Source organism: Nocardioides jishulii, from assembly GCF_006007965.1.
Lineage (GTDB): Bacteria > Actinomycetota > Actinomycetes > Propionibacteriales > Nocardioidaceae > Nocardioides > Nocardioides jishulii.
Map to the genome: position 1 here is coordinate 1,198,740 of NZ_CP040748.1, position 19,608 is coordinate 1,218,347.

Sequence of the window (19,608 nt, forward strand, 5' to 3'; positions counted from 1 at the left end):
TCCTTGCCGGGGCAGGACTTGCGGCGCGCCGACGGTCCCCTGGACGCGGGGCGCCCTCGTCCGCCTAGGATTCCCGCATGAGGGAGACTCAGGAGCAGGCCCAGGTCGAGGCGCAGCCTGCGCCGACGTCCGACGTCCCGACCACGGACTGGTGGCACCGGGACCACCCGACCTTCACCGCGCTGTCGGGGTTCTTCACCGGCATGCTCTTCGTCACGGCGGTGCCGGGTGGATTCGCCGGGCTGCTGCGCCTGCTGCTGTCCTACCAGAGCGCTGAGCGGTGGTTCCCGCTCGTGGCGCTCACCCTCGTCGTGCCGCTCGGCCTGCTGCTCGCCCCGCGTACGCGGCGCTTCGGGACCTACATGGTCATCGGCATGGTGCTGACCCTGCTGGTGGTGCTCGGCGTCGCCTCGTTGGTCCTCTGGTACATGGTCGAGTTCGACGCCTGAGGTTTTCGCGCCGTTGGCGCAACGGTGGGAGGATGGACCTGATGTCTGAGAATCCTGCCCTCCTGCCCCTGGTGTTCGACGAGCCTCGCGGCCGCAAGAAGCCGCCGCGCCACCTCGCCGACCTCGACGAGGCCGGCCGCAAGGAACTGCTCGTCGAGGCCGGCCTGCCCGGCTTCCGGGCCAAGCAGCTCTCGAACCACTACTTCGGCCGTCTCGTCACCGACCCCGACGAGATGACCGACCTCCCGGCGGGCCAGCGCGACGCGCTCGCCAACGCCCTCCTGCCCAAGCTGATGGACCCGATCCGCGTCCAGACCGCCGACAGGGGCACCACCGTGAAGACGCTGTGGAAGCTCTTCGACGGTGCCCTCGTCGAGTCCGTCCTGATGCGTTACAAGACGCGCGCCACGGTCTGCGTCTCCAGCCAGGCCGGGTGCGGCATGGCCTGCCCGTTCTGCGCCACCGGCCAGGGCGGCCTGCAGCGCAACATGTCGACCGCCGAGATCGTCGAGCAGGTCGTCTCCGCCAACCGCACCATCGGCAGCGGCGAGATCCCCGGAGGCCCCGGCCGCATCTCCAACGTGGTCTTCATGGGCATGGGCGAACCGCTCGCGAACTACAAGGCGGTCGTGGGTGCGGTCCGCCGCCTCACCGACCCCTCGCCGGCCGGCCTGGGCATGAGTGCCCGCGGCGTCACCGTCTCCACCGTCGGCCTGGTCCCGCGCATCAACCAGCTGGCCGAGGAGGGCATCCCCTGCACCCTCGCGCTGTCGTTGCACGCGCCCGACGACGAGCTGCGCAATGAGCTCGTCCCGATCAACAACCGCTTCTCGGTCGCCGAGACCGTCGAGGCCGCGTGGAACTACGCCCGAGTCACCAAGCGCCGGGTCTCCATCGAGTACGCGATGATGCGCGACATCAACGACCAGGCGCACCGTGCCGACCTGCTCGCCGACGTGCTGAACTCGTACGGCGACTGGGCGTGGGTCCACGTCAACCTGATCCCGCTCAACGAGGTCCCGGGCTCCAAGTACACGCGTTCGCGCGACGAGGACATGGCCGAGTTCGTCCGCCGGCTCGAGGCCAAGGGGATCAGCACCACCATCCGGGACACCCGTGGCGACGAGATCGACGCCGCCTGCGGCCAGCTCGCTGCCGCTGAGTGACCCCGGAGCGGTGACCTTCCGGGCCACCGTCGACCCTGCCTAGGCAGTGGGGCTGCGTACGAGCGCAGCGGCCTCCTCGATCGTGTCGACGAGGTGCACGTGTGGCTCCATGGCCCGCCCGCGCGCCAGGGTGGTGAGCAGCTGCCAGGCCGGGACCGTGTCGGTCCAGTGCTCGCGGCCGACCAGGATCATCGGGGCGATCGCGGACTCGTCGGCGTAGTAGTTCTCGCAGGCGTCCTGGAACACCTCCTGCAGGGTGCCGGCCGCGCCGGGCAGGAAGACGATGCCGCGCTCGCAGATCTCGAGCAGGATCGCCTCGCGGGTGGCGTTGCGGAAGTACTTGGCGATCCTGGTGGCGAACGGGTTGGGCGGCTCGTGGCCGTAGTGCCACGTGGGGATGCCCAGGGTGTCGGTGCCGTGCGGGTGCTCGCGCAGCACCGCGAAGGCCGCGTCGACCCAGGCCCCGACGTCCGGCGTGAACGACGGGACCCGCCCGAGCACCTCGAGGGCCTCGGTCAGGGCCTCCTCCGGCTCGTGGGCGAGGTACGCGCCGAGGTTGGCCGCCTCCATCGCGCCCGGTCCTCCGCCGGTGGTGACCACGTGCGTCCGGCCCAGCGCCCGGCCGAGCCGGGCCGCGTAGGCGTACTCCGCACCTCCCCGCTGCAGTGAGTGCCCACCCATGACGCCGACCAGGTGACGGCCCTTGACCCACTCGTCCAGCGCCTCGTCGATCGCGTGGTCGTGCAACGCCGCCGCGAGGTCGGGGTCGTTCCCCGAGCTCGCCCACGCGTAGGCACGGGCGTCGAGCGAGGTCTGGTAGTCGGCGGTGTCGTAGAGCTCCGGCGGCGTGTAGAGCCGGCTGCGGTAGACCTCCACCGGAACGTCCGGCAACCGGGGGAAGACGATGGCGCCGCGACGGCGTACGTCGTCGTCCCCGCCGTCGGCGAAGGTGCACCCCAGGAAGAGGGCGCCGGTGACGTCGGCGGCGGCCAGCTGCCGGGCACGACCCGAGAGGTCGAGGCCGCGCACCCGCCAGCCGTTGAGCGAGCCGGCGCCCCGGGCCAGGCGGCGGTCGAACTCGGTGAGGCGGTCAACCTCGACGATGCGTCCACGGGTGCGTTTCACGTCGAGAACCTAACGCAGGCGCCCGGGTCCACAGCTCCCACGCGGGATCACCAGGCGCGCGTCACCACGTCGGCGAAGAGTTCCTCGGCGTCCACCTCCAGACCTCGCGAGGTGAACCACGCGGCCATGTTCGTGCAGTCGCGGCGCAGGAACTCGCCTGCCCGGGAGTTCCCGGCGAGGTCGACGACCTGCGGCAGGTCGATGACCACCAGCCGATCGCCGGCAGCGAGCACGTTGTAGGGCGAGAGGTCGCCGTGGACGAGTCCCGCCCCGGCCAGGGTGTGGAGCACGTCGCGGACCTGGGCGTACCACTCGTCGAGCAACGTCCGGTCGGGCCGGAGCCCGGTCAGGCGCGGGGCGGTCTCCCCGTCGTGCTGGATCCACTCCATGAGGATCTCGGTCCCGTCGCACTGCACCGGGTAGGGCACCGGGAGGCCCAGCTCCCAGCACCGCAGGAGCGCGCTCCACTCCGAGACGGCCCACTCCGTAGCAGCGACGGTGCGCCCCCACGTGGACCTGCGGTCAAGGGCTCGCTGGTCGCGTGAGCGTTTGACCGAGCGTCCCTCGGTGTAGGCGGCGGCGCGGTGGAAGTTGCGGTGCCCAGAGGCGCGGTAGCGCTTGGCGGCCATCACCACGGCGTCGTCAGGGTGCAGCAGGTCCTGTCGTTCCAGGAGGAAGACGTCGGCCTCCTTGCCGCCCTTCAGGACGCCGAGGTCGGTGTCGACGGCACCCGACGCAGTCACCACCCAGTCGGGCAGCGGTGCGGGGCCGCGCATCAGGGGCTCCACCGCTGGCCAGGTGGACCAGCGTTGCCCGGCGTCGAGGTGGTCGGGCAGGGCCACGAAGTCGAAGGAGAAGTCAGGGGAGCCGTTCTCGGGCTCCTCGTCGGATGACGGGTGGTGGAAGGACATGCCAGCTCCGATGGGTCGGACGAACGATGCAGGGCGCGGTGGAACGGGTGGTCACCGTCATGGCTCCTCCTCACGTGCGTACGACCCCGGGACGTCGGGGTCCCTCCAGTCTGGCGACGAGCGAGGACGGCGCAACTGGTTTTCCTGCGTGGGCACGCGCCGCTTCGCCGCGCACACAGCGGCGGCCCAGAGGTACCTTCAGGGCATGAACGACGGGGGACATGGGGGTCGTGCGTCCCGACGTACGCGCGCGCGCCGGTGGCTGAGCGCGGTCATCACCGCCCTGGTGCTGGGCCTCGTCGCCGGCACGGCGGGCCTCGTCGCACCGACCGCGGGGGAGACCAGCCCCGCTGTGGGCAGCCGCGGCATCGGCGACGCCTACTTCCCGCTCGACGGCAACGGCGGCTACGACGTGCGCCACTACGACGTCCGGGTCCGCTATGACTTCGCTCGCCGCCACCTGGGTGGGACGGCGACGCTCATGCTGGTGCCGTCGGCCCCGCTGAAGAGGTTCAACCTCGACCTGCTGCTCAAGGCCTCCTCGGTGAAGGTCGACGGGGTGAAGGCGACGTTCCGCAAGGACGGCGCCCACGAGCTGGTCGTGACGCCGAGGAAGGTCCTGAAGGCAGGCCGTGCCGTCAAGGTCACCGTCCGCTACTCCGGCTTCCCCGACCGGCAGCGCTACCAGGGGCAGAGCAACTGGCTGGCCAGCCGTCACGAGGTCCTCACCATCAACCAGCCCCACATGGCTCCGTGGTGGTTCCCCGCCAACGACCACCCCAGCGACAAGGCCACCTTCCGGGTCGCCGTCACGGTGCCCAAGGGCAAGCGCGTCATCTCCAACGGCCGCCTGCTCAGCCGGGTGAAGAAGGGACGCACCCAGACGTGGCACTGGGCTGCGCGCGACCCGATGGCGACCTACCTGGCGTTCTTCGCCGCCGGTGACTTCGTGGTCGAGCGCGGCACCACCGACGGGTTGCCCTGGTACAACGCGGTCTCCGCGCGCCTCGGAAAGCGTGAGCAGCGCCGGTCGCTGACCCAGCTGCGGCGCAGCGCCCGCCTCGTGCGCCAGATGGAGCGTGACCTCGGCCCCTACCCGTTCGAGACGACCGGGGGAGTGGTGACCTCGCTGATGGCGGGCTTCGCCCTGGAGAACCAGACCCGGCCCACCTACTGGTCCCTCGACTCCAGCAGCACCTGGCTCCTCGTCCACGAGCTGGCCCACCAGTGGTTCGGTGACGCGGTCTCGGTCGACCGGTGGCGTGACATCTGGCTCAACGAGGGCGCCGCGACCTTCATGGAGGCGCGTCACGTCGAGCGGTCCGGGGGACCGACCGCGGCGCAGTGGCTGCGGGAGCAGTACGACGCGTTCGCGCCGCAGGACACCTTCTGGCAGGTCACGATCGGTCGACCCGGCGCCAAGCACCTGTTCGACGACGCGGTGTACCAGCGTGGAGGCATGACGATGCAGGCCCTGCGTCAGCGGATCGGCGAGGACGACTTCTGGGCGCTGCTGCGGCGCTGGCTCGCCACGCACGACGGCGGCACCGTCACCTCCGCGCAGTTCGAGGCCCTGGCGGCCGAGGTGAGCGGCGAGGACCTGCGGAGCTTCTTCACCGCGTGGCTGCGTACGCCCGGCAAGCCGGCCGCGAACCGCGACAACGGTCTGTGACGACGCGACCGCCGAGCGGCTGAATCCTGCCGCTCGTCGGCGCGACGAGCCGCTGCCGGGACCGGGGGTGTCGTGCGTCTCACGTCCACGGCACCATGTCTGTCATGAGCTACCGCGAGGCCCACCGGCAGTCCATCACCAGCCCTGAGGAGTTCTGGGGCGAGCAGGCCGCGCTCGTCGACTGGTTCCGCAAGCCGCGCCAGATCCTGGACTCATCCAGGGCGCCCTTCCACCGCTGGTACCCCGACGGCACGCTCAACACCTGCTACAACGCGCTCGACCGGCACGTCATCCGGGGCGGAGCCGAGCGCACGGCGCTGATCTACGACTCGCCGGTCACCGGTTCCAGGCGCACCTACTCCTACGCCGAGCTCCTCACCGAGGTCGCGGCCTTCGCCGGTGCGCTCCAGCAGCTCGGCGTCGAGAAGGGCGACCGGGTGGTCGTCTACATGCCGATGATCCCCGAGGCCGTCGTCGCGATGCTGGCCTGCGCCCGGATCGGGGCGGTGCACTCCGTCGTCTTCGGTGGCTTCGCCCCTGCGGAGCTGGCGATCCGCATCGACGACGCGACCCCGAAGGTCGTCGTCAGCGCGAGCTGCGGGATCGAGCCCTCACGCACGATCGCCTACAAGCCGATGCTGGACGAGGCGCTCCGGCTGGCCTCCCACGCCCCGGAGACGGTGATCGTCAAGCAGCGCCCCGAGCTGCCCGCCGACCTGGCGGAGGAGCGGGACCTGGACTGGGACGTGGCCATGACCGCCGGCCGCGTGCAGCCGGCAGGCTGCGTCGAGGTGGCGGCCACCGACCCGCTCTACGTGCTCTACACCTCCGGCACGACCGGCAGGCCCAAGGGCATCGTGCGCGACAACGGGGGTCACGCCGTGGCCATGGCGTGGTCCTTCCCGAACGTCTACGGCTGCGACGCGGGTGACGTGTGGTGGGCAGCCTCCGACGTGGGCTGGGTCGTGGGCCACTCCTACATCGTCTACGGGCCCCTGATCAGCGGTGCCACCACGGTCCTGTACGAGGGCAAGCCGGTCGGCACCCCCGACGCCGGCGCCTTCTGGCGCGTCGTCTCGGAGTACGGGGTGAAGGCACTCTTCACCGCTCCGACCGCCATCCGCGCCATCAAGAAGGAGGACCCCGAGGGGCGCCTGGTCAAGGAGTACGACCTCTCCACCCTCCAGACGCTCTTCCTCGCTGGCGAGCGCCTCGACCCCGACACCTGGGAGTGGGCCAGCGAGAAGCTCGGCGTCCCGGTGGTCGACAACTGGTGGCAGACCGAGACGGGGTGGGCGATCGCCTCCAACCTCCGCGGCCTCGAGCCGATGGAGATCAAGCCGGGCTCCCCGTCGGTGCCCGTCCCCGGCTTCGACGTACGGGTGCTCGACGGGTCGGGCCACGAGGTGCCGGCCGGGGCGGAGGGCGCCATCTGCCTCAAGCTCCCGCTGCCCCCGGGCACCCTCACCACCTTGTGGGGTGACGACCAGCGCTACGTCGACTCCTACCTGTCGGCCTTCGACGGCTACTACCTCTCCGGCGACGGCGGCCACGTCGACGAGGACGGCTACGTCTACGTGATGGGTCGCACCGACGACGTGATCAACGTGGCCGGCCACCGGCTCTCCACCGGCGCCATGGAGGAGGTCATCTCGCGCCACCCCGCGGTCGCCGAGTGCGCGGTCATCGGCGTCGCCGACCCGATGAAGGGCCAGCTGCCCCGCGGGTTCGTCGTGCTGAAGAGCGGCGTCGAGGCCGACCCCGACGAGATCCGTGACGAGCTCGTGGCTCGGGTCCGCGCCGAGATCGGCGCCGTGGCTGCCTTCAAGGAGGTGGTCGTCGTGGGTGGCCTGCCCAAGACCCGCAGCGGCAAGATCCTGCGACGCACGATGCGCGAGATTGCCGACGGCAAGGACGTCCCCGTGCCCAGCACCATCGAGGACGCCGACGTGCTCGACACGTTGCGGCCGGTGCTGCGCCAGGACTGACGATCGGGAGCGTCGGGGCCACCTGGTAGCCCCAGCGCTCCCCGACGACCCTGCAGGCGAAGTTCTCCACAGGAGCTGGGGCGGCGAGCCTTGAAGGTCCGCCATGCTGCATGGCATGGCATGGCGGGACGTGGCTCGGGCGCAGGACGGGATCGTCACCCGTGCTCAGCTCCGGAACGACGAACTCCAGCCGCACGACGTCAAGCGGCTCGTGCGAAGGCGTGACCTGGTCCCGGTGCACCGCGCGGTCTACGCCACCCACACGGGCGTCCTGACCTGGCGGCAACGCGCGTGGGCGGGTGCCCTCGCTCTCCGGCCAGCAGCGCTGTGGGGGCCTTCCGCGCTGGCTGTCCTGGAGTCTCGTGAGCCCATGAGCGATGCGCCCCTGCACCTGGCGGTCGACCATGACCGTCGTGTCACCCAGCTGCCCGGAGTGGTGCTGCATCGGGTCGTGGGCCTCGGACCAAGGGTGCGCTGGAGTGCTTCCCCGCCGCGGATGTACGTCGAGGAGGCCGCGCTGGACGTGGCCGCGACCGCCCCGGACGAGTTTGCAGCCGTCGCAGCGCTCGCCGACGTCGTACAACGACGGCTCACGACGGCCGCACGACTGTCCGCGGCCCTGGAGACCCGCGTACGCGCACCCCGGCGTCGTTGGCTGGCAGAGGTGCTCGACGATCTCGAGCAGGGGAGCGACTCCGTCCTCGAGCACCGGTACCTCGTTCGGGTGGAGCGGCGTCACGGACTCCCACGAGGTCGCCGTCAGGCGAGGTTGCCCGGAGCGACGGCGGTGCATGACGTGCTCTACGAGGCCGCCCGGGTGATCGTGGAGCTCGATGGTCGGGCGCACCATTCGCTCGTGCGCGACCGGTTCGCCGACCTCGACCGGGACGCCACAGCGCTGCTCGTGGGGCACGTGACCGTGCGGCTGGGGTGGGGGCAGGTGGTCGGTCAGCCGTGTCGTACGGCGACCCAGATTGCGGCTCTGCTCTCCCTGCGAGGGTGGGAGGGCGCGCTCCGCCCCTGCCCAGACTGCTGATCGGGGAGCGTTGGGGCCACCTGGTGGACCTAGGACTCCCGGGCGAGAATCAGAGCCGCGCCAACGCCTGCTCGAGGTCAGCGACGAGGTCGCGGGCGTCCTCGAGGCCGACGGAGAAGCGGACGGTGCCGTCGGTGATGCCGGCGGCAGCGCGACCCTCGGGGCCGATGCGGCGGTGGGTCGTGGTGGCGGGGTGGGTCACCAGTGACTTGGCGTCGCCGAGGTTGTTGGAGATGTCGAAGATCTCCAGCGCGTCCATGAACCGGAACGCCTCGTCCTGGCCGCCCTCGAGCTTGATCGCCACGACCGTGCCGCCACCCGTGAGCTGCTTGTCGGCCAGCTCCTTCTGCGGGAAGGAGTCGAGCGTCGGGTAGATCGTGGTGGCCACCTTGGGGTGCGACTCCAGGAAGCGCGCCACGGCCTCGGCGTTCTCGGCCATGCGTCGCACCCGCAGGTCCAACGTCTCCAGGCCCTTGAGCAGCACCCAGGCGTTGAAGGCCGACAGCGTCGGGCCGAGGTTGCGGAGCAGGGTGACGATCTCGGCGACGTAGTCGCTGCGGCCGAGCACGGCGCCGCCGAGCACGCGGCCCTGGCCGTCGATGTGCTTGGTGGCCGAGTAGACGACGACGTCGGCGCCCTGCTGCAGCGGCTTCGAGAAGACCGGGGTGGCAAAGACGTTGTCGACGATGACGGTGGCTCCGGCAGCGTGCGCGAGCGCGGAGACCTCCTCGATGTCGACCATGGCGAGCAGCGGGTTGGACGGGCTCTCGAAGAGCACCGCCTTGGTCGGCACCGACAGCGCCTCCGCCCAGGCGTCCAGGTCGGTCGGGTCGACGAGCACCGTCTCGACGCCCCACCGCGGGAAGAACTCGTTGACCACGTAGATGATGGCGCCGAACATCGACCGGGACGCCACGACCCGGTCACCGTTCTCGAGCAGCGCGGCCAGCGAGCAGAAGATCGCGGCCATTCCCGACGACGTGGCGGCGCACGCCTCGGCGCCCTCGAGGGAGGCCAGACGCTCCTCGAACATTCGCACCGTGGGGTTGGTGTAGCGCGAGTAGACGTCGTGGACGAGGTCGCCGGCGAAGGTGTCGGCGGCGTCCTGCGCGGAGGAGAAGACGTAGCCGCTGGTGAGGAAGAGAGCCTCGGAGGTCTCGTCGAACTCACTGCGCGCGAGGCCGGCGCGCACTGCCTGGGTCGCCGGGTGCCAGGAGGGGGAGTCGGGGGTCGTGCTCATGCAACGAGGTTGCCACACCGCAGCGGCGTGTCGTGGCGGCGGTCTCGGGGGTGAGAGTCACGCCACGCCCGGGCCGACGACGTACGCCTGACAGACTGACGGGCGTGAAGCGACGCGACGTGGTCATCCTCGGCAGCACCGGAAGCATCGGCACCCAGGCCCTCGACATCGTCCGGGCCAACCCCGACCGGTTCCGGGTCCTCGGCCTGACGGCCGGCGGCAGCAACCCGGAGCTCTTCGAGCAGCAGGTGGCGGAGTTCTCCCCGGCCCGCTCGGGCCTGGGGGAGGACGCCTCCGTCGAGGCCGCCGGGATGGAGGCCGACGTGGTCCTCAACGGGATCACCGGCGCCGTGGGCCTGCGCCCGACGCTCGCGGCCCTCGAGGCCGGGAGCGTCCTCGCGCTGGCCAACAAGGAGTCGCTGATCATGGGGGGCGAGGTCGTCACCCGCGCCGCCCGGCCCGGCCAGATCGTCCCGGTCGACTCCGAGCACTCGGCGCTCGCCCAGTGCCTGCGCTCGGGCAGCGAGGCCGAGGTGCGCCAGCTGGTCCTGACAGCCTCGGGCGGCCCGTTCCGCGGGCGTACGCGTGACGAGCTGTCGCAGGTGACGCCTGCCGAGGCGCTCAACCACCCGACCTGGGCCATGGGGCCGGTGATCACCATCAACTCGGCCACCCTGGTCAACAAGGGGCTCGAGGTGATCGAGGCCCACCTGCTCTTCGACATCCCCTTCGACCGCATCGAGGTCGTGGTGCACCCGACCAGCGTCGTGCACTCGATGGTGGAGTTCGTCGACGGTTCGACGCTCGCCCAGGCCAGCCCGCCCACCATGCACATCCCGATCGCGCTGGGCATGGCGTGGCCCGACCGGGTGCCCGACGCCGCCCCCGCGGTCGACTGGACCACGGCGCAGACCTGGGAGTTCTTCCCGCTCGACGACGAGGCGTTCCCGGCGGTCCGGCTCGCCCGCGAGGCCGGTGCGACCGGGCGTACCGCTCCTGCGGTCTACAACGCCGCCAACGAGGTGTGCGTGCAGGCGTTCCGCGAGGGACGACTGGGTTTCACCGACATCGTCGACGTAGTGGCTGCGACGGTGACCGCTCACGACGTAGGCTCGACGGCGCAGCCGCTCGAACTGGACGACGTGCTGGCTGCCGACGCGTGGGCCCGCCTCGAGGCCGAGCGACGTGTGACTGCCCTGAAGTCGTCCACCACACGGGGAACTGACCGCTCATGACCGTTCTGCTCTACACGCTCGGGGTGCTGCTCTTCGCCCTCGCCCTGGTGGTCTCCATCGCCCTGCACGAGGTCGGCCACATGACCTTCGCCAAGAAGTTCGGTGGCAAGGTCACGCAGTACTTCGTCGGGTTCGGCCCGACCGTGTGGAGCAAGCAGATCGGCGAGACCGAGTACGGTCTCAAGGCGATCCCGCTGGGTGGCTTCGTGAAGATCGTCGGCATGCTTCCGCCCGGCGCGGAGGAGATCACCGAGCCCGCCGGCGTGGACGAGCACGGCAACCCCGTGCACCGCATCCGCAAGTCGAACACCGGCATGTTCACCCAACTGGTCTCCGACGCCCGCGCGGCCGAGTGGGAGACCATCTCGGCCGAGGACGAGCCGCGGCTCTTCTACCGGATGGCCTGGTGGAAGAAGGTCACCGTGATGGCCGCCGGCCCGGCGGTCAACCTGCTCATCGCCTTCGCGATCTTCGTCCCGCTCTTCGCGACCTACGGCAACATGGCCGACGTCCGGATCACCCCGGTCGTCGCCGACGTCTCCGCCTGCGTGGTCCCGGCCAGCGAGGACCAGCGCCTGTGCACCGACAAGGACCCGGTGGCGCCGGCGAAGGCCGCCGGCATCGAGGTCGGCGACGAGATCGTCTCCTTCAACGGGGTCCCCGCCACCGACTGGGACACGGTGCAGAAGGCGATCCGTGAGAACTCCGACGGCCGCGCCGAGATCGTGGTGCGTCGCGACGGCGCCGAGCGCACCCTCGTCACCAACACCACCGTGACCGCCCGTCCGAGCGGCGACTCGAACGAGCCCCTGAAGCAGGTCGGCTTCCTCGGTGTCACGCCGACCGCGGCGCCGCAGACCGGCGGGGTGCTCTACACGCTCGACCAGATGGGCGACATGACCGTGCGCACGCTGGAGGCGTTGGTCCAGCTGCCCCAGAAGGTGTGGGGCGTGGCCATGGCGATCATCGGGGTGGAGGACCGTGATCCCCTCGGGCCGGTCTCGATCGTGGGCGGTGGCCGCCTGGCTGGCGAGACCGTCTCCCACGAGGTCATCCCCGGCGCCGACAAGGCCGCCTACCTGCTGATGCTGATCGCGGGCTTCAACTTCTTCATCGGGATGTTCAACTTCGTCCCGCTGCTCCCGCTCGACGGGGGCCACATCGCCGGCGCCCTGTACGAGGCGGTGCGCCGTGGCTTCGCGAAGGTGTTCCGCCGCCCCGACCCCGGCTACTTCGACGTGGCGAAGCTGCTCCCGGTGGCCTACGTCGTCGGACTGGCGATGCTCGTGATGGGCGTGGTGCTCATCGTGGGCGACCTGGTCGTCCCGGTCCGTCTGGCGGGCTGATCCGGCCCGGTCGGGACTCCGACCCACGGACCAGTAATCTTGCGAGCATGACTTCCATCGGTCTGGGCATGCCCGCACTTCCGCCCCCGGTCCTCGCGCCGCGCCGTCCGACCCGCCAGATCCAGGTCGGTTCCGTAGGGGTGGGCAGCGACCACCCGATCTCGGTCCAGTCGATGACCACCACGTTGACGTCCGACGTCAACTCGACGCTCCAGCAGATCGCCGAGCTCACCGCCGCCGGCTGTGACATCGTGCGCGTGGCCTGCCCCAGTGCCGACGACGCCGAGGCACTGCCGGGCATCGCGAAGAAGTCGCAGATCCCGGTGATCGCCGACATCCACTTCCAGCCCAAGTACGTCTTCGCGGCGATCGAGGCTGGCTGCGCGGCAGTCCGCGTCAACCCCGGCAACATCAAGAAGTTCGACGACCAGGTGAAGGAGATCGCCCGGGCGGCGGCCGACCACGGCACGTCGATCCGCATCGGTGTCAACGCCGGGTCGCTCGACAAGCGCCTGCTGGAGAAGTACGGCAAGGCCACCCCCGAGGCCCTCGTGGAGTCCGCGGTGTGGGAGGCCAGCCTCTTCGAGGAGCACGGCTTCCGCGACTTCAAGATCTCGGTCAAGCACAACGACCCCGTCGTCATGGTGCGTGCCTACGAGCTGCTGGCCGAGGCCGGCGACTGGCCGCTGCACCTCGGCGTCACCGAGGCCGGCCCCGCCTTCCAGGGCACGATCAAGTCCGCGACCGCGTTCGGTGCGCTGCTGAGCCGAGGGATCGGCGACACGATCCGCGTCTCGCTCTCCGCGCCGCCGGTCGAGGAGGTCAAGGTCGGCATCCAGATCCTCCAGTCGCTCAACCTGCGCGAGCGCAAGCTGGAGATCGTCTCGTGCCCCTCCTGCGGCCGCGCCCAGGTCGACGTCTACACGCTCGCCGAGCAGGTGACCGCCGGACTCGAGGGCATGGAGGTGCCGCTGCGCGTCGCCGTCATGGGGTGCGTCGTCAACGGTCCCGGCGAGGCCCGTGAGGCCGACCTCGGCGTCGCCTCGGGCAACGGCAAGGGCCAGATCTTCGTCAAGGGCGAGGTCATCAAGTCCGTGCCGGAGTCGATGATCGTGGAGACCCTCATCGAGGAGGCCATGCGGATCGCCGAGGGGATGGAGCCCGTGGAGGGCGCCACCGCGGAGGTCCAGGTCTCCTGAGGCCGCGACGGCGGCGAGGTCTGGCGTGAGCTCCGGCGGCGTACGCGTCCTGGGGCGCGACGACCTGCCTGCGTTCCTGGCCCTCTGCGCCCAGGACCCGGTCGTCAACGTCTTCGCCGAGCACCGCGCCCGCACCACGGGACTCGATCCCCGGTGGCTCGGCGGTGAGGTCTGGGGCCGGTTCGACGGCCGCACGCTGGTGTCCGCCTGCCACGTCGCGGCCAACGTCGTGCCCGTCGGGTGCGACGAGGACGACGTCCGGGTCTTCGCCCGTCATGCGCTGGCGCTCGGGCGACGGGCCAGCACGCTGGTGGGCCCCGCCCACCTCGTCGTGGCCTTCCGCGAGGAGCTCGGCTCCAGCTGGGGGAGTCCGCGGGAGGAACGCTGGTCCCAACCGCACCTGGAGTACGCCGGCCCGCCGTCCGTGCCGCCGGACCCGGCGGTGCGCGCCAGTGTGCTGACCGACGTCGACCGGCTCTACCCGGCCTGCGTGGCGATGTACACCGAGGAGGTCGGCGTCTCGCCCGAGGCCGGCGGGGGCGGTGAGCTCTACCGGGCACGCGTGGTGCAGCTCGTCGCGAGGGGCTGGTCCTTCGCCCGCTTCGACGGTGACGGCCGCGTGGAGTTCAAGGCCGAGGTCGCCTGCGCCTCGCCGTCCGCAGCCCAGGTGCAGGGCGTCTGGGTGCGCCCCGACCTGCGGGGGCAGGGGCTGGCCACGTCCGGGATGGCGGCCGTCGCCGAGAAGGTCCGCCAGGAGGTGGCGCCGGTGGTCTCCCTCTACGTCAACGACTGGAACGTGGGCGCCCGGGCGGTCTACGAGAAGGTGGGCTTCGTGGAGACCGCGCGTTTCGCCACCGTCATGTGGTGACCTCCTGTGACGGGTGAGTCACGCCTGCGGCCCGGCGGGGTCGCGCTTCACGGGTCGGGGCCGCTCGCCAGTAGCCTGCTCCCATGATCATGCGGATGTCCCAGCTCTTCGTACGCACGCTCCGTGACGACCCGGCCGACGCCGAGGTCCCGAGCCACAGGCTGCTGGTCCGGGCGGGCTACATCCGCCGCGCCGCTCCGGGCGTCTACACCTGGCTGCCGCTGGGCCTGAAGGTGCTGCGCAACATCGAGAGCATCATCCGCGAGGAGATGAACGCCATCGGTGCGCAGGAGATGCTCTTCCCGGCGCTGCTGCCCAAGGAGCCCTACGAGGCGACCGGTCGCTGGGAGGGCTACGGCGACAACATCTTCCGCCTCAAGGACCGCAAGGACGCCGACTACCTGCTCGGTCCCACGCACGAGGAGATGTTCACCCTCGTGGTCAAGGACCTGTACTCGTCCTACAAGGACCTGCCGCTGTCGATCTACCAGATCCAGACGAAGTACCGCGACGAGGCGCGTCCGCGCGCCGGCATCCTGCGTGGACGCGAGTTCACGATGAAGGACTCCTACTCCTTCGACATCGACCAGGCCGGCCTGCAGGCGAGCTACGACGCGCACCGCGCCGCGTACATCCGCATCTTCGACCGCCTCGGCTTCGAGTACGCGATCGTCCGTGCGACCGCCGGAGCCATGGGCGGCTCGGCGAGCGAGGAGTTCCTGGCCAAGGCCGACGTCGGCGAGGACACCTTCGTCCGCTGCTCGCACTGCGACTACGCCGCCAACGTGGAGGCCGTCACGACCCGACGGCCGGCCGAGGTCGACGCCGCAGGCGCGCCGGTCGCCCACGCCGAGGCCACCCCGGCCACCCCCACCATCGAGACGCTGGTGGCCCACCTCAACGCCGAGTTCCCGCGCAGTGACCGGCCCTGGGCTGCGGGCGACACCCTGAAGAACGTGCTCGTCATGCTGAAGCACCCCGACGGCACCCGCGAGCCGTTGGCCATCGGCGTGCCCGGCGACCGGGAGGTCGACGCGAAGCGCCTCGAGGGACAGCTCGAGCCGATCGAGGTCGAGCCCATGGACGAGGCCGAGCTGCGCAAGTACCCCGCGCTGGTGAAGGGCTACATCGGGCCCGCCGTGCTGGGCGAGGAGTCAGACTCCGGCATCCGCTACGTGGTCGATCCCCGCGTCGTCGCCGGCACCCGCTGGGTCACCGGCGCCAACGTCGAGGGCCAGCACGTCCTCGACCTCGTCGTCGGGCGGGACTTCACGCCCGACGGCACCATCGAGGCAGCAGAGGTCCGCGACGGGGACGAGTGCCCGAACTGCGCGGAGGGCTCGCTGAAGGCGGCCCGCGGCATCGAGATGGGGCACATCTTCCAGCTCGGCACCAAGTACGCCGAGGCGCTGGGCCTGCAGGTGCTCGACGAGAACGGCAAGCTGGTCACGGTGACCATGGGCTCGTACGGCATCGGTCCCTCCCGTGCCGTCGGCGCCATCGCCGAGAACACCCTCGACGAGATCGGTCTGTGCTGGCCGCGCGAGGTCGCTCCTGCCGACGTCCACATCGTGGCGGCGGGCAAGGACCCGGCTCTCTTCGCCGAGGCCGAGCGGATCGCTGGTGAGCTCGACGCCGCGGGCGTCGAGGTCCTCTACGACGACCGCGCCGGCAAGGTCAGCCCGGGAGTGAAGTTCAAGGACGCCGAGCTCATCGGCGTGCCCACCATCCTCACCGTCGGGCGCGGGCTCGCCGACGGCGTGGTGGAGGTCAAGGACCGGGCGACGGGGGAGAAGGTCGAGGTGCCCGTGGCGGACGCCGTGACCCACCTCATCGGGGTCGTGCGCGGCTGACTTCTCCACCTCGCGCCACGCGTTTCTCCGCAGCAGCCCGCCCTTTCTTGGGGCGGGCTGTCCTGCTTTGTGGCGCGGCCCTTGACGGCGCGCATGTTTGCGCGTTTGCGCACTGCAAGAATATGCAGTTGGGAAGTGCTTCCATCCGATCAGCCCGTGCTGCACACTCATGTCAGTGGCAGGAATCCTCGACCCAGGTTCTGACCACAGGGGTTGTTGCTGACCAACCCCGTTGCGGCCCGGCGGCCCACCCGCTGGGGGAGATCTCGGGACTCCCCCAGTAGGAAGTGGCCCCGGGCCGCCCTCCATTTCGGGTGGCCGCAGCGCGGTCAATGCGGGCAGCTGGCAGCGGGCAGCGGGCAGCTGGCAGCGGGCAGCGGGCAGCTGGCAGCTGGCAGCAGGCAGGCAGCAGGTGCCGTCGGTGGGCGGGCGTACGCCCGGCGCGTCAGTCCTGGAGCTCGGGAGCGCCGGGGAAGGCCGTCGGCGGGTTGCCCCAGCTCACCAGTGCCCCCGCCGACTCGGCGAGCGCCTCGATCGCCCAGGCGCGGAGCTCGGCGGTGCTGGCGGCGACCAGCGTGGCGTACCTCTGCAGACAGCGATCCTCCGTGCGGGCGCCCTCCTCGCGGACCACGACCGGATCGCCCAGGTCGTCGGGCAGGGCGTACGCCGCCGCGGCCGGCACCGGGGTCTCCCCGAGGCCGCGCAGGGTCACCGTGAGGAACTCGCGGCGCTCGCGGTGGCGCCGGTGACGAGCCACGAGGAGGAGGTGGAGTCCGGGGTCGGCGGTGGCCGAGAGGGCGCCTCCGAAGGCTCCGAGCAGCTGGACCGCGGCATGCTCGGCGGCCAAGGTGTCCTGGAGTGCCTCGACCTGGCTCGCGGAGGTGCTCATGCGTCGTCTCCCTCGACGAGCGCCGGCAGGTGCATGCCGACGCCGGCTGCCATGGAGGCCAGCAACCGGGCCAGGGCGCCGGACTCCGCGACGCCGGCCTCGGCGGTGAGCGTGGTGACGTGGGTCCGCTCGAGCGCCGCCAGGGACTTCACGCTGACGTCTGCACTGACGGTGGGGCTCGCGGTGGGGCTCGTGGCGGGGGAGGGCGTCGCCTCCACCTCGTCCGAGGGGCTGAGCACCGCGAGGTGGGCGCGGTGGCACTCCTCGAGGGCCGCCACGGCCGGGGACGGGTGGGCGAGGCCGACCGAGACGGTGAGCGCGACGAGCTCGCGCACCTGGGCCGTGACCGTCTCGACGCGGCGCAGGTCGGGGTCGACGCGGGGCGAGTCCGTCTCGTCGGAGGAGGGCACCGGGAGGAGGTCGCAGGCGCTGGTCGCGGCGGCCAACGTCAGCGCGCCACCCGCGGCGAGGACGCCGCGTCGCGTGAGACTGGTGGAAGAGCGCATGGCGCGAGCCTAGAGGCCCGACCGCCAATGGCCCCCACGGGTCTGCAGCGATAGGGTGGCCGCGACAACAGAACAGGAGGTCCACCCAGTGAGCAACGCCAGGACAGACGCCACCAGGGAGCGGGTCGAGGCAGCATTGATCGAACCCCTCAGTGAGCTGGGATTGGACGTGGAGGCCGTCGAGCTCTCCGCGGCCGGCAAGCGCCGGGTCCTCCGGGTCGCCGTCGACAAGGACGGTGGCGTGACCCTCGACGACGTCGCTGAGGCGACGCGCGCCGTCGACGGCGTGCTGGAGGACTCCGACGTCATGGGCGAGATGCCCTACCTCCTCGAGGTGACGTCACGAGGAGTCGACCGTCCCCTCACGCTGCCGCGCCACTGGCGCCGCAACGCCGGACGCCTGGTCAAGGTGGTCATGGTCGAGGGTGGCGAGGTGACCGGGCGGATCGGCGCCAGTGACGACGCGACCGTCACCCTCGAGGTGGACGGTCAGGACCACGAGGTGGTCTACACCGACGTCGCGAAGGCGCTGGTGCAGGTCGAGTTCAACCGCAGGACCAAGGACGAGGACGAGAACTGATGGACATCGACCTGAGCATCCTCCGGATGCTGGAGCGCGAGAAGGAGATCTCCTTCGACGTGCTCGTCGAGGCGATCGAGCAGGCCCTGCTGATGGCGTACCACAAGACGCCCGGCGCCCAGTCGCGTGCGCGCGTCGAGGTCAACCGCAAGAGCGGCCACGTCGCCGTCATGGTCCCCGAGCTGGACGACGACGGCACCCAGATCGGGGAGTACGACGACACCCCCGACGGCTTCGGGCGGATCGCGGCCACGACGGCCAAGCAGGTCATGCTGCAGCGCCTGCGCGACGCCGAGGACGAGCTGCGCTTCGGCGAGTTCTCCGGCAAGGAGGGCGACATCGTCTCGGGCGTGATCCAGCAGGGTCGCAACGCCGACGACGTGATGGTCGACCTGGGCAAGCTGGAGGGCGTGCTGCCCGTCAGCGAGCGCGTCCCCGGTGAGGACTACAGCCACGGCACGCGCATCAAGTGCCTGGTGGTCTCCGTCCGCAAGGGCATGCGCGGGCCGCAGATCACCCTCTCCCGCACGCACCCGAGCCTGGTGAAGAAGCTCTTCGCCCTCGAGGTGCCGGAGATCGCCGACGGAACGGTCGAGATCGCCGCCATCGCCCGCGAGGCCGGCCACCGGACGAAGATCGCCGTGCACTCCCGGGTCTCGGGCGTCAACGCCAAGGGCGCCTGCATCGGTCCGATGGGGTCGCGCGTGCGCAACGTCATGTCGGAGCTGAGCGGCGAGAAGATCGACATCGTGGACTTCTCCGAGGACCCGGCCGAGCTCGTCGCGCACGCGCTCTCGCCGGCGCGGGTGACGTCGGTCGAGATCCTCGACGCGGCAGCCAAGGCCTGTCGTGTCGTCGTGCCCGACTTCCAGCTCTCGCTGGCGATCGGCAAGGAGGGCCAGAACGCCCGCCTCGCTGCCCGCCTCACCGGTTGGCGCATCGACATCCGCTCCGACGAGGAGACCGACTCGCAGTGACGCGCTGAACGGGACCGCACCACGTCCGGGGCGCCCACCTCCTTCGGGAGGCGGGCGCCCCGGCGGCGTTCCCGAGGGGATGGGCGGGGCCCACGCGGGGGTGGTGCAGACAACCCAGTTCGGTTTCGTGGGCCCGACGCGGTAATGTGGCTCCGGTGGCTCGTGCAGCGATCAACCCGTACGTGGGTCCAGTCAGGACATGCGTCGGGTGTCGTCAGCGGGCCGCCAAGAGTGAGTTGTTGCGTGTGGTGGTCGGTCCCGGGTCCGACGGTCGACCGGCTGTCGTCCCCGATCCTGCCTCCACCGCACCTGGCCGTGGGGCGCACCTGCACCCGACAGTCGAGTGCTACGAGCTCGCCGTGCGCCGTCGGGCGTTCTCCCGGGCCCTCAGGGTCAAGGAAGGACTCCCAGCAGTTCCGGTGGGGGAGCACCTCACCACTCGTGCAACCGATCAGTAATCAACCGACCAGAAACTGGAGCAGCAGCTCATGAGCACTCGATGAGTACTTTCCGATGAGCCAGCACCACCACTAAACGGTCCGGGATCACCCCATTGACAGGGGCTCGG

18 protein-coding genes and 1 pseudogene are annotated in these 19,608 nt (G+C 70.8%); 14 read left to right on the forward strand and 5 right to left on the reverse strand.

What is annotated here, in order from left to right:
* Nucleotides 1-77 precede the first annotated feature (77 nt).
* Nucleotides 78-449, forward strand: coding sequence for a hypothetical protein (locus FCL41_RS05650; protein WP_175422344.1), 372 nt, complete (start codon nt 78-80; stop codon nt 447-449).
* A gap of 41 nt (nt 450-490) precedes the next feature.
* Nucleotides 491-1,615 (forward strand): dual-specificity RNA methyltransferase RlmN, encoded by a 1,125-nt coding sequence (gene rlmN / locus FCL41_RS05655; protein ID WP_137066540.1) that lies wholly within the window; start codon nt 491-493, stop codon nt 1,613-1,615.
* Nucleotides 1,616-1,654: 39 nt separating this feature from the next.
* Here the strand turns inward: rlmN and FCL41_RS05660 are convergent, their stop codons facing one another.
* A complete protein-coding gene (locus tag FCL41_RS05660) occupies nt 1,655-2,740 on the reverse strand; it encodes an LOG family protein (RefSeq protein WP_137066542.1) in 1,086 nt (361 codons plus the stop codon).
* A 47-nt stretch (nt 2,741-2,787) separates the two neighbouring features.
* The gene (locus FCL41_RS05665) at nt 2,788-3,651 is read right to left on the reverse strand and encodes a serine protein kinase RIO (protein ID WP_137066544.1); all 864 of its coding nucleotides are present in this window, start codon (nt 3,649-3,651) and stop codon (nt 2,788-2,790) included.
* A 205-nt stretch (nt 3,652-3,856) separates the two neighbouring features.
* On the opposite strand from FCL41_RS05665, the gene FCL41_RS05670 reads away from it, so the two are divergent.
* The 3 genes from FCL41_RS05670 to FCL41_RS05680 all read left to right on the forward strand — a co-directional run bounded on the left by FCL41_RS05670 (nt 3,857) and on the right by FCL41_RS05680 (nt 8,347).
* Nucleotides 3,857-5,323, forward strand: coding sequence for a M1 family metallopeptidase (locus FCL41_RS05670; RefSeq protein WP_170970293.1), 1,467 nt, complete (start codon nt 3,857-3,859; stop codon nt 5,321-5,323).
* A gap of 104 nt (nt 5,324-5,427) precedes the next feature.
* Nucleotides 5,428-7,311, forward strand: a complete 1,884-nt coding sequence (locus FCL41_RS05675; protein WP_239021799.1) for a propionyl-CoA synthetase — start codon at nt 5,428-5,430, stop codon at nt 7,309-7,311.
* Nucleotides 7,312-7,426: 115 nt separating this feature from the next.
* Nucleotides 7,427-8,347, forward strand: a complete 921-nt coding sequence (locus tag FCL41_RS05680) for a hypothetical protein (protein ID WP_137066550.1) — start codon at nt 7,427-7,429, stop codon at nt 8,345-8,347.
* A gap of 49 nt (nt 8,348-8,396) precedes the next feature.
* Here the strand turns inward: FCL41_RS05680 and metZ are convergent, their stop codons facing one another.
* A complete protein-coding gene (metZ, locus tag FCL41_RS05685; protein ID WP_137066552.1) occupies nt 8,397-9,587 on the reverse strand; it encodes an O-succinylhomoserine sulfhydrylase in 1,191 nt (396 codons plus the stop codon).
* Between the two features lie 104 nt (nt 9,588-9,691).
* Here metZ and dxr point away from each other — a divergent pair, with 104 nt between their 5' ends.
* From dxr to FCL41_RS17780, 6 genes and pseudogenes are all read left to right on the forward strand, one after another.
* Nucleotides 9,692-10,822, forward strand: a complete 1,131-nt coding sequence (dxr, locus tag FCL41_RS05690) for a 1-deoxy-D-xylulose-5-phosphate reductoisomerase (RefSeq protein WP_239021800.1) — start codon at nt 9,692-9,694, stop codon at nt 10,820-10,822.
* On the forward strand, nt 10,819-12,168 hold the full coding sequence (locus FCL41_RS05695; protein WP_137066554.1) for a M50 family metallopeptidase: 1,350 nt from the start codon (nt 10,819-10,821) through the stop codon (nt 12,166-12,168). Before dxr ends, FCL41_RS05695 begins: the two co-directional genes overlap by 4 nt.
* Before the next feature lie 47 nt (nt 12,169-12,215).
* Entirely contained in the window at nt 12,216-13,367 is a 1,152-nt protein-coding gene (gene ispG / locus FCL41_RS05700) for a flavodoxin-dependent (E)-4-hydroxy-3-methylbut-2-enyl-diphosphate synthase (RefSeq protein ID WP_137066556.1), read from the forward strand.
* 25 nt (nt 13,368-13,392) lie between these two features.
* Nucleotides 13,393-14,235 carry a GNAT family N-acetyltransferase gene (locus tag FCL41_RS05705; RefSeq protein ID WP_137066558.1) on the forward strand — a complete coding sequence of 281 codons (843 nt, stop codon included), beginning with the start codon at nt 13,393-13,395 and terminating at the stop codon, nt 14,233-14,235.
* Between the two features lie 83 nt (nt 14,236-14,318).
* On the forward strand, nt 14,319-16,088 hold the full coding sequence (locus tag FCL41_RS05710) for a proline--tRNA ligase (protein ID WP_137066560.1): 1,770 nt from the start codon (nt 14,319-14,321) through the stop codon (nt 16,086-16,088).
* A 216-nt stretch (nt 16,089-16,304) separates the two neighbouring features.
* A pseudogene (locus FCL41_RS17780) lies at nt 16,305-16,490 on the forward strand (hypothetical protein); the annotation flags it as partial.
* A 43-nt stretch (nt 16,491-16,533) separates the two neighbouring features.
* Here FCL41_RS17780 and FCL41_RS05720 read toward each other — a convergent pair.
* A complete protein-coding gene (locus FCL41_RS05720) occupies nt 16,534-16,977 on the reverse strand; it encodes a DUF4439 domain-containing protein (protein ID WP_137066562.1) in 444 nt (147 codons plus the stop codon).
* Nucleotides 16,974-17,483, reverse strand: coding sequence for a hypothetical protein (locus tag FCL41_RS16980; RefSeq protein WP_170970294.1), 510 nt, complete (start codon nt 17,481-17,483; stop codon nt 16,974-16,976). The genes FCL41_RS05720 and FCL41_RS16980 overlap by 4 nt, the downstream gene beginning before the upstream one ends.
* Nucleotides 17,484-17,571: 88 nt before the next feature.
* Between FCL41_RS16980 and rimP the strand changes: the two genes are divergently transcribed.
* The 3 genes from rimP to FCL41_RS05740 all read left to right on the forward strand — a co-directional run bounded on the left by rimP (nt 17,572) and on the right by FCL41_RS05740 (nt 19,498).
* Nucleotides 17,572-18,063 carry a ribosome maturation factor RimP gene (rimP, locus tag FCL41_RS05730; protein ID WP_137066564.1) on the forward strand — a complete coding sequence of 164 codons (492 nt, stop codon included), beginning with the start codon at nt 17,572-17,574 and terminating at the stop codon, nt 18,061-18,063.
* Nucleotides 18,063-19,040 carry a transcription termination factor NusA gene (nusA, locus tag FCL41_RS05735; protein ID WP_137066566.1) on the forward strand — a complete coding sequence of 326 codons (978 nt, stop codon included), beginning with the start codon at nt 18,063-18,065 and terminating at the stop codon, nt 19,038-19,040. The genes rimP and nusA overlap by 1 nt, the downstream gene beginning before the upstream one ends.
* Nucleotides 19,041-19,222: 182 nt before the next feature.
* Nucleotides 19,223-19,498, forward strand: coding sequence for a YlxR family protein (locus FCL41_RS05740; protein ID WP_275403779.1), 276 nt, complete (start codon nt 19,223-19,225; stop codon nt 19,496-19,498).
* Nucleotides 19,499-19,608 lie beyond the last annotated feature (110 nt).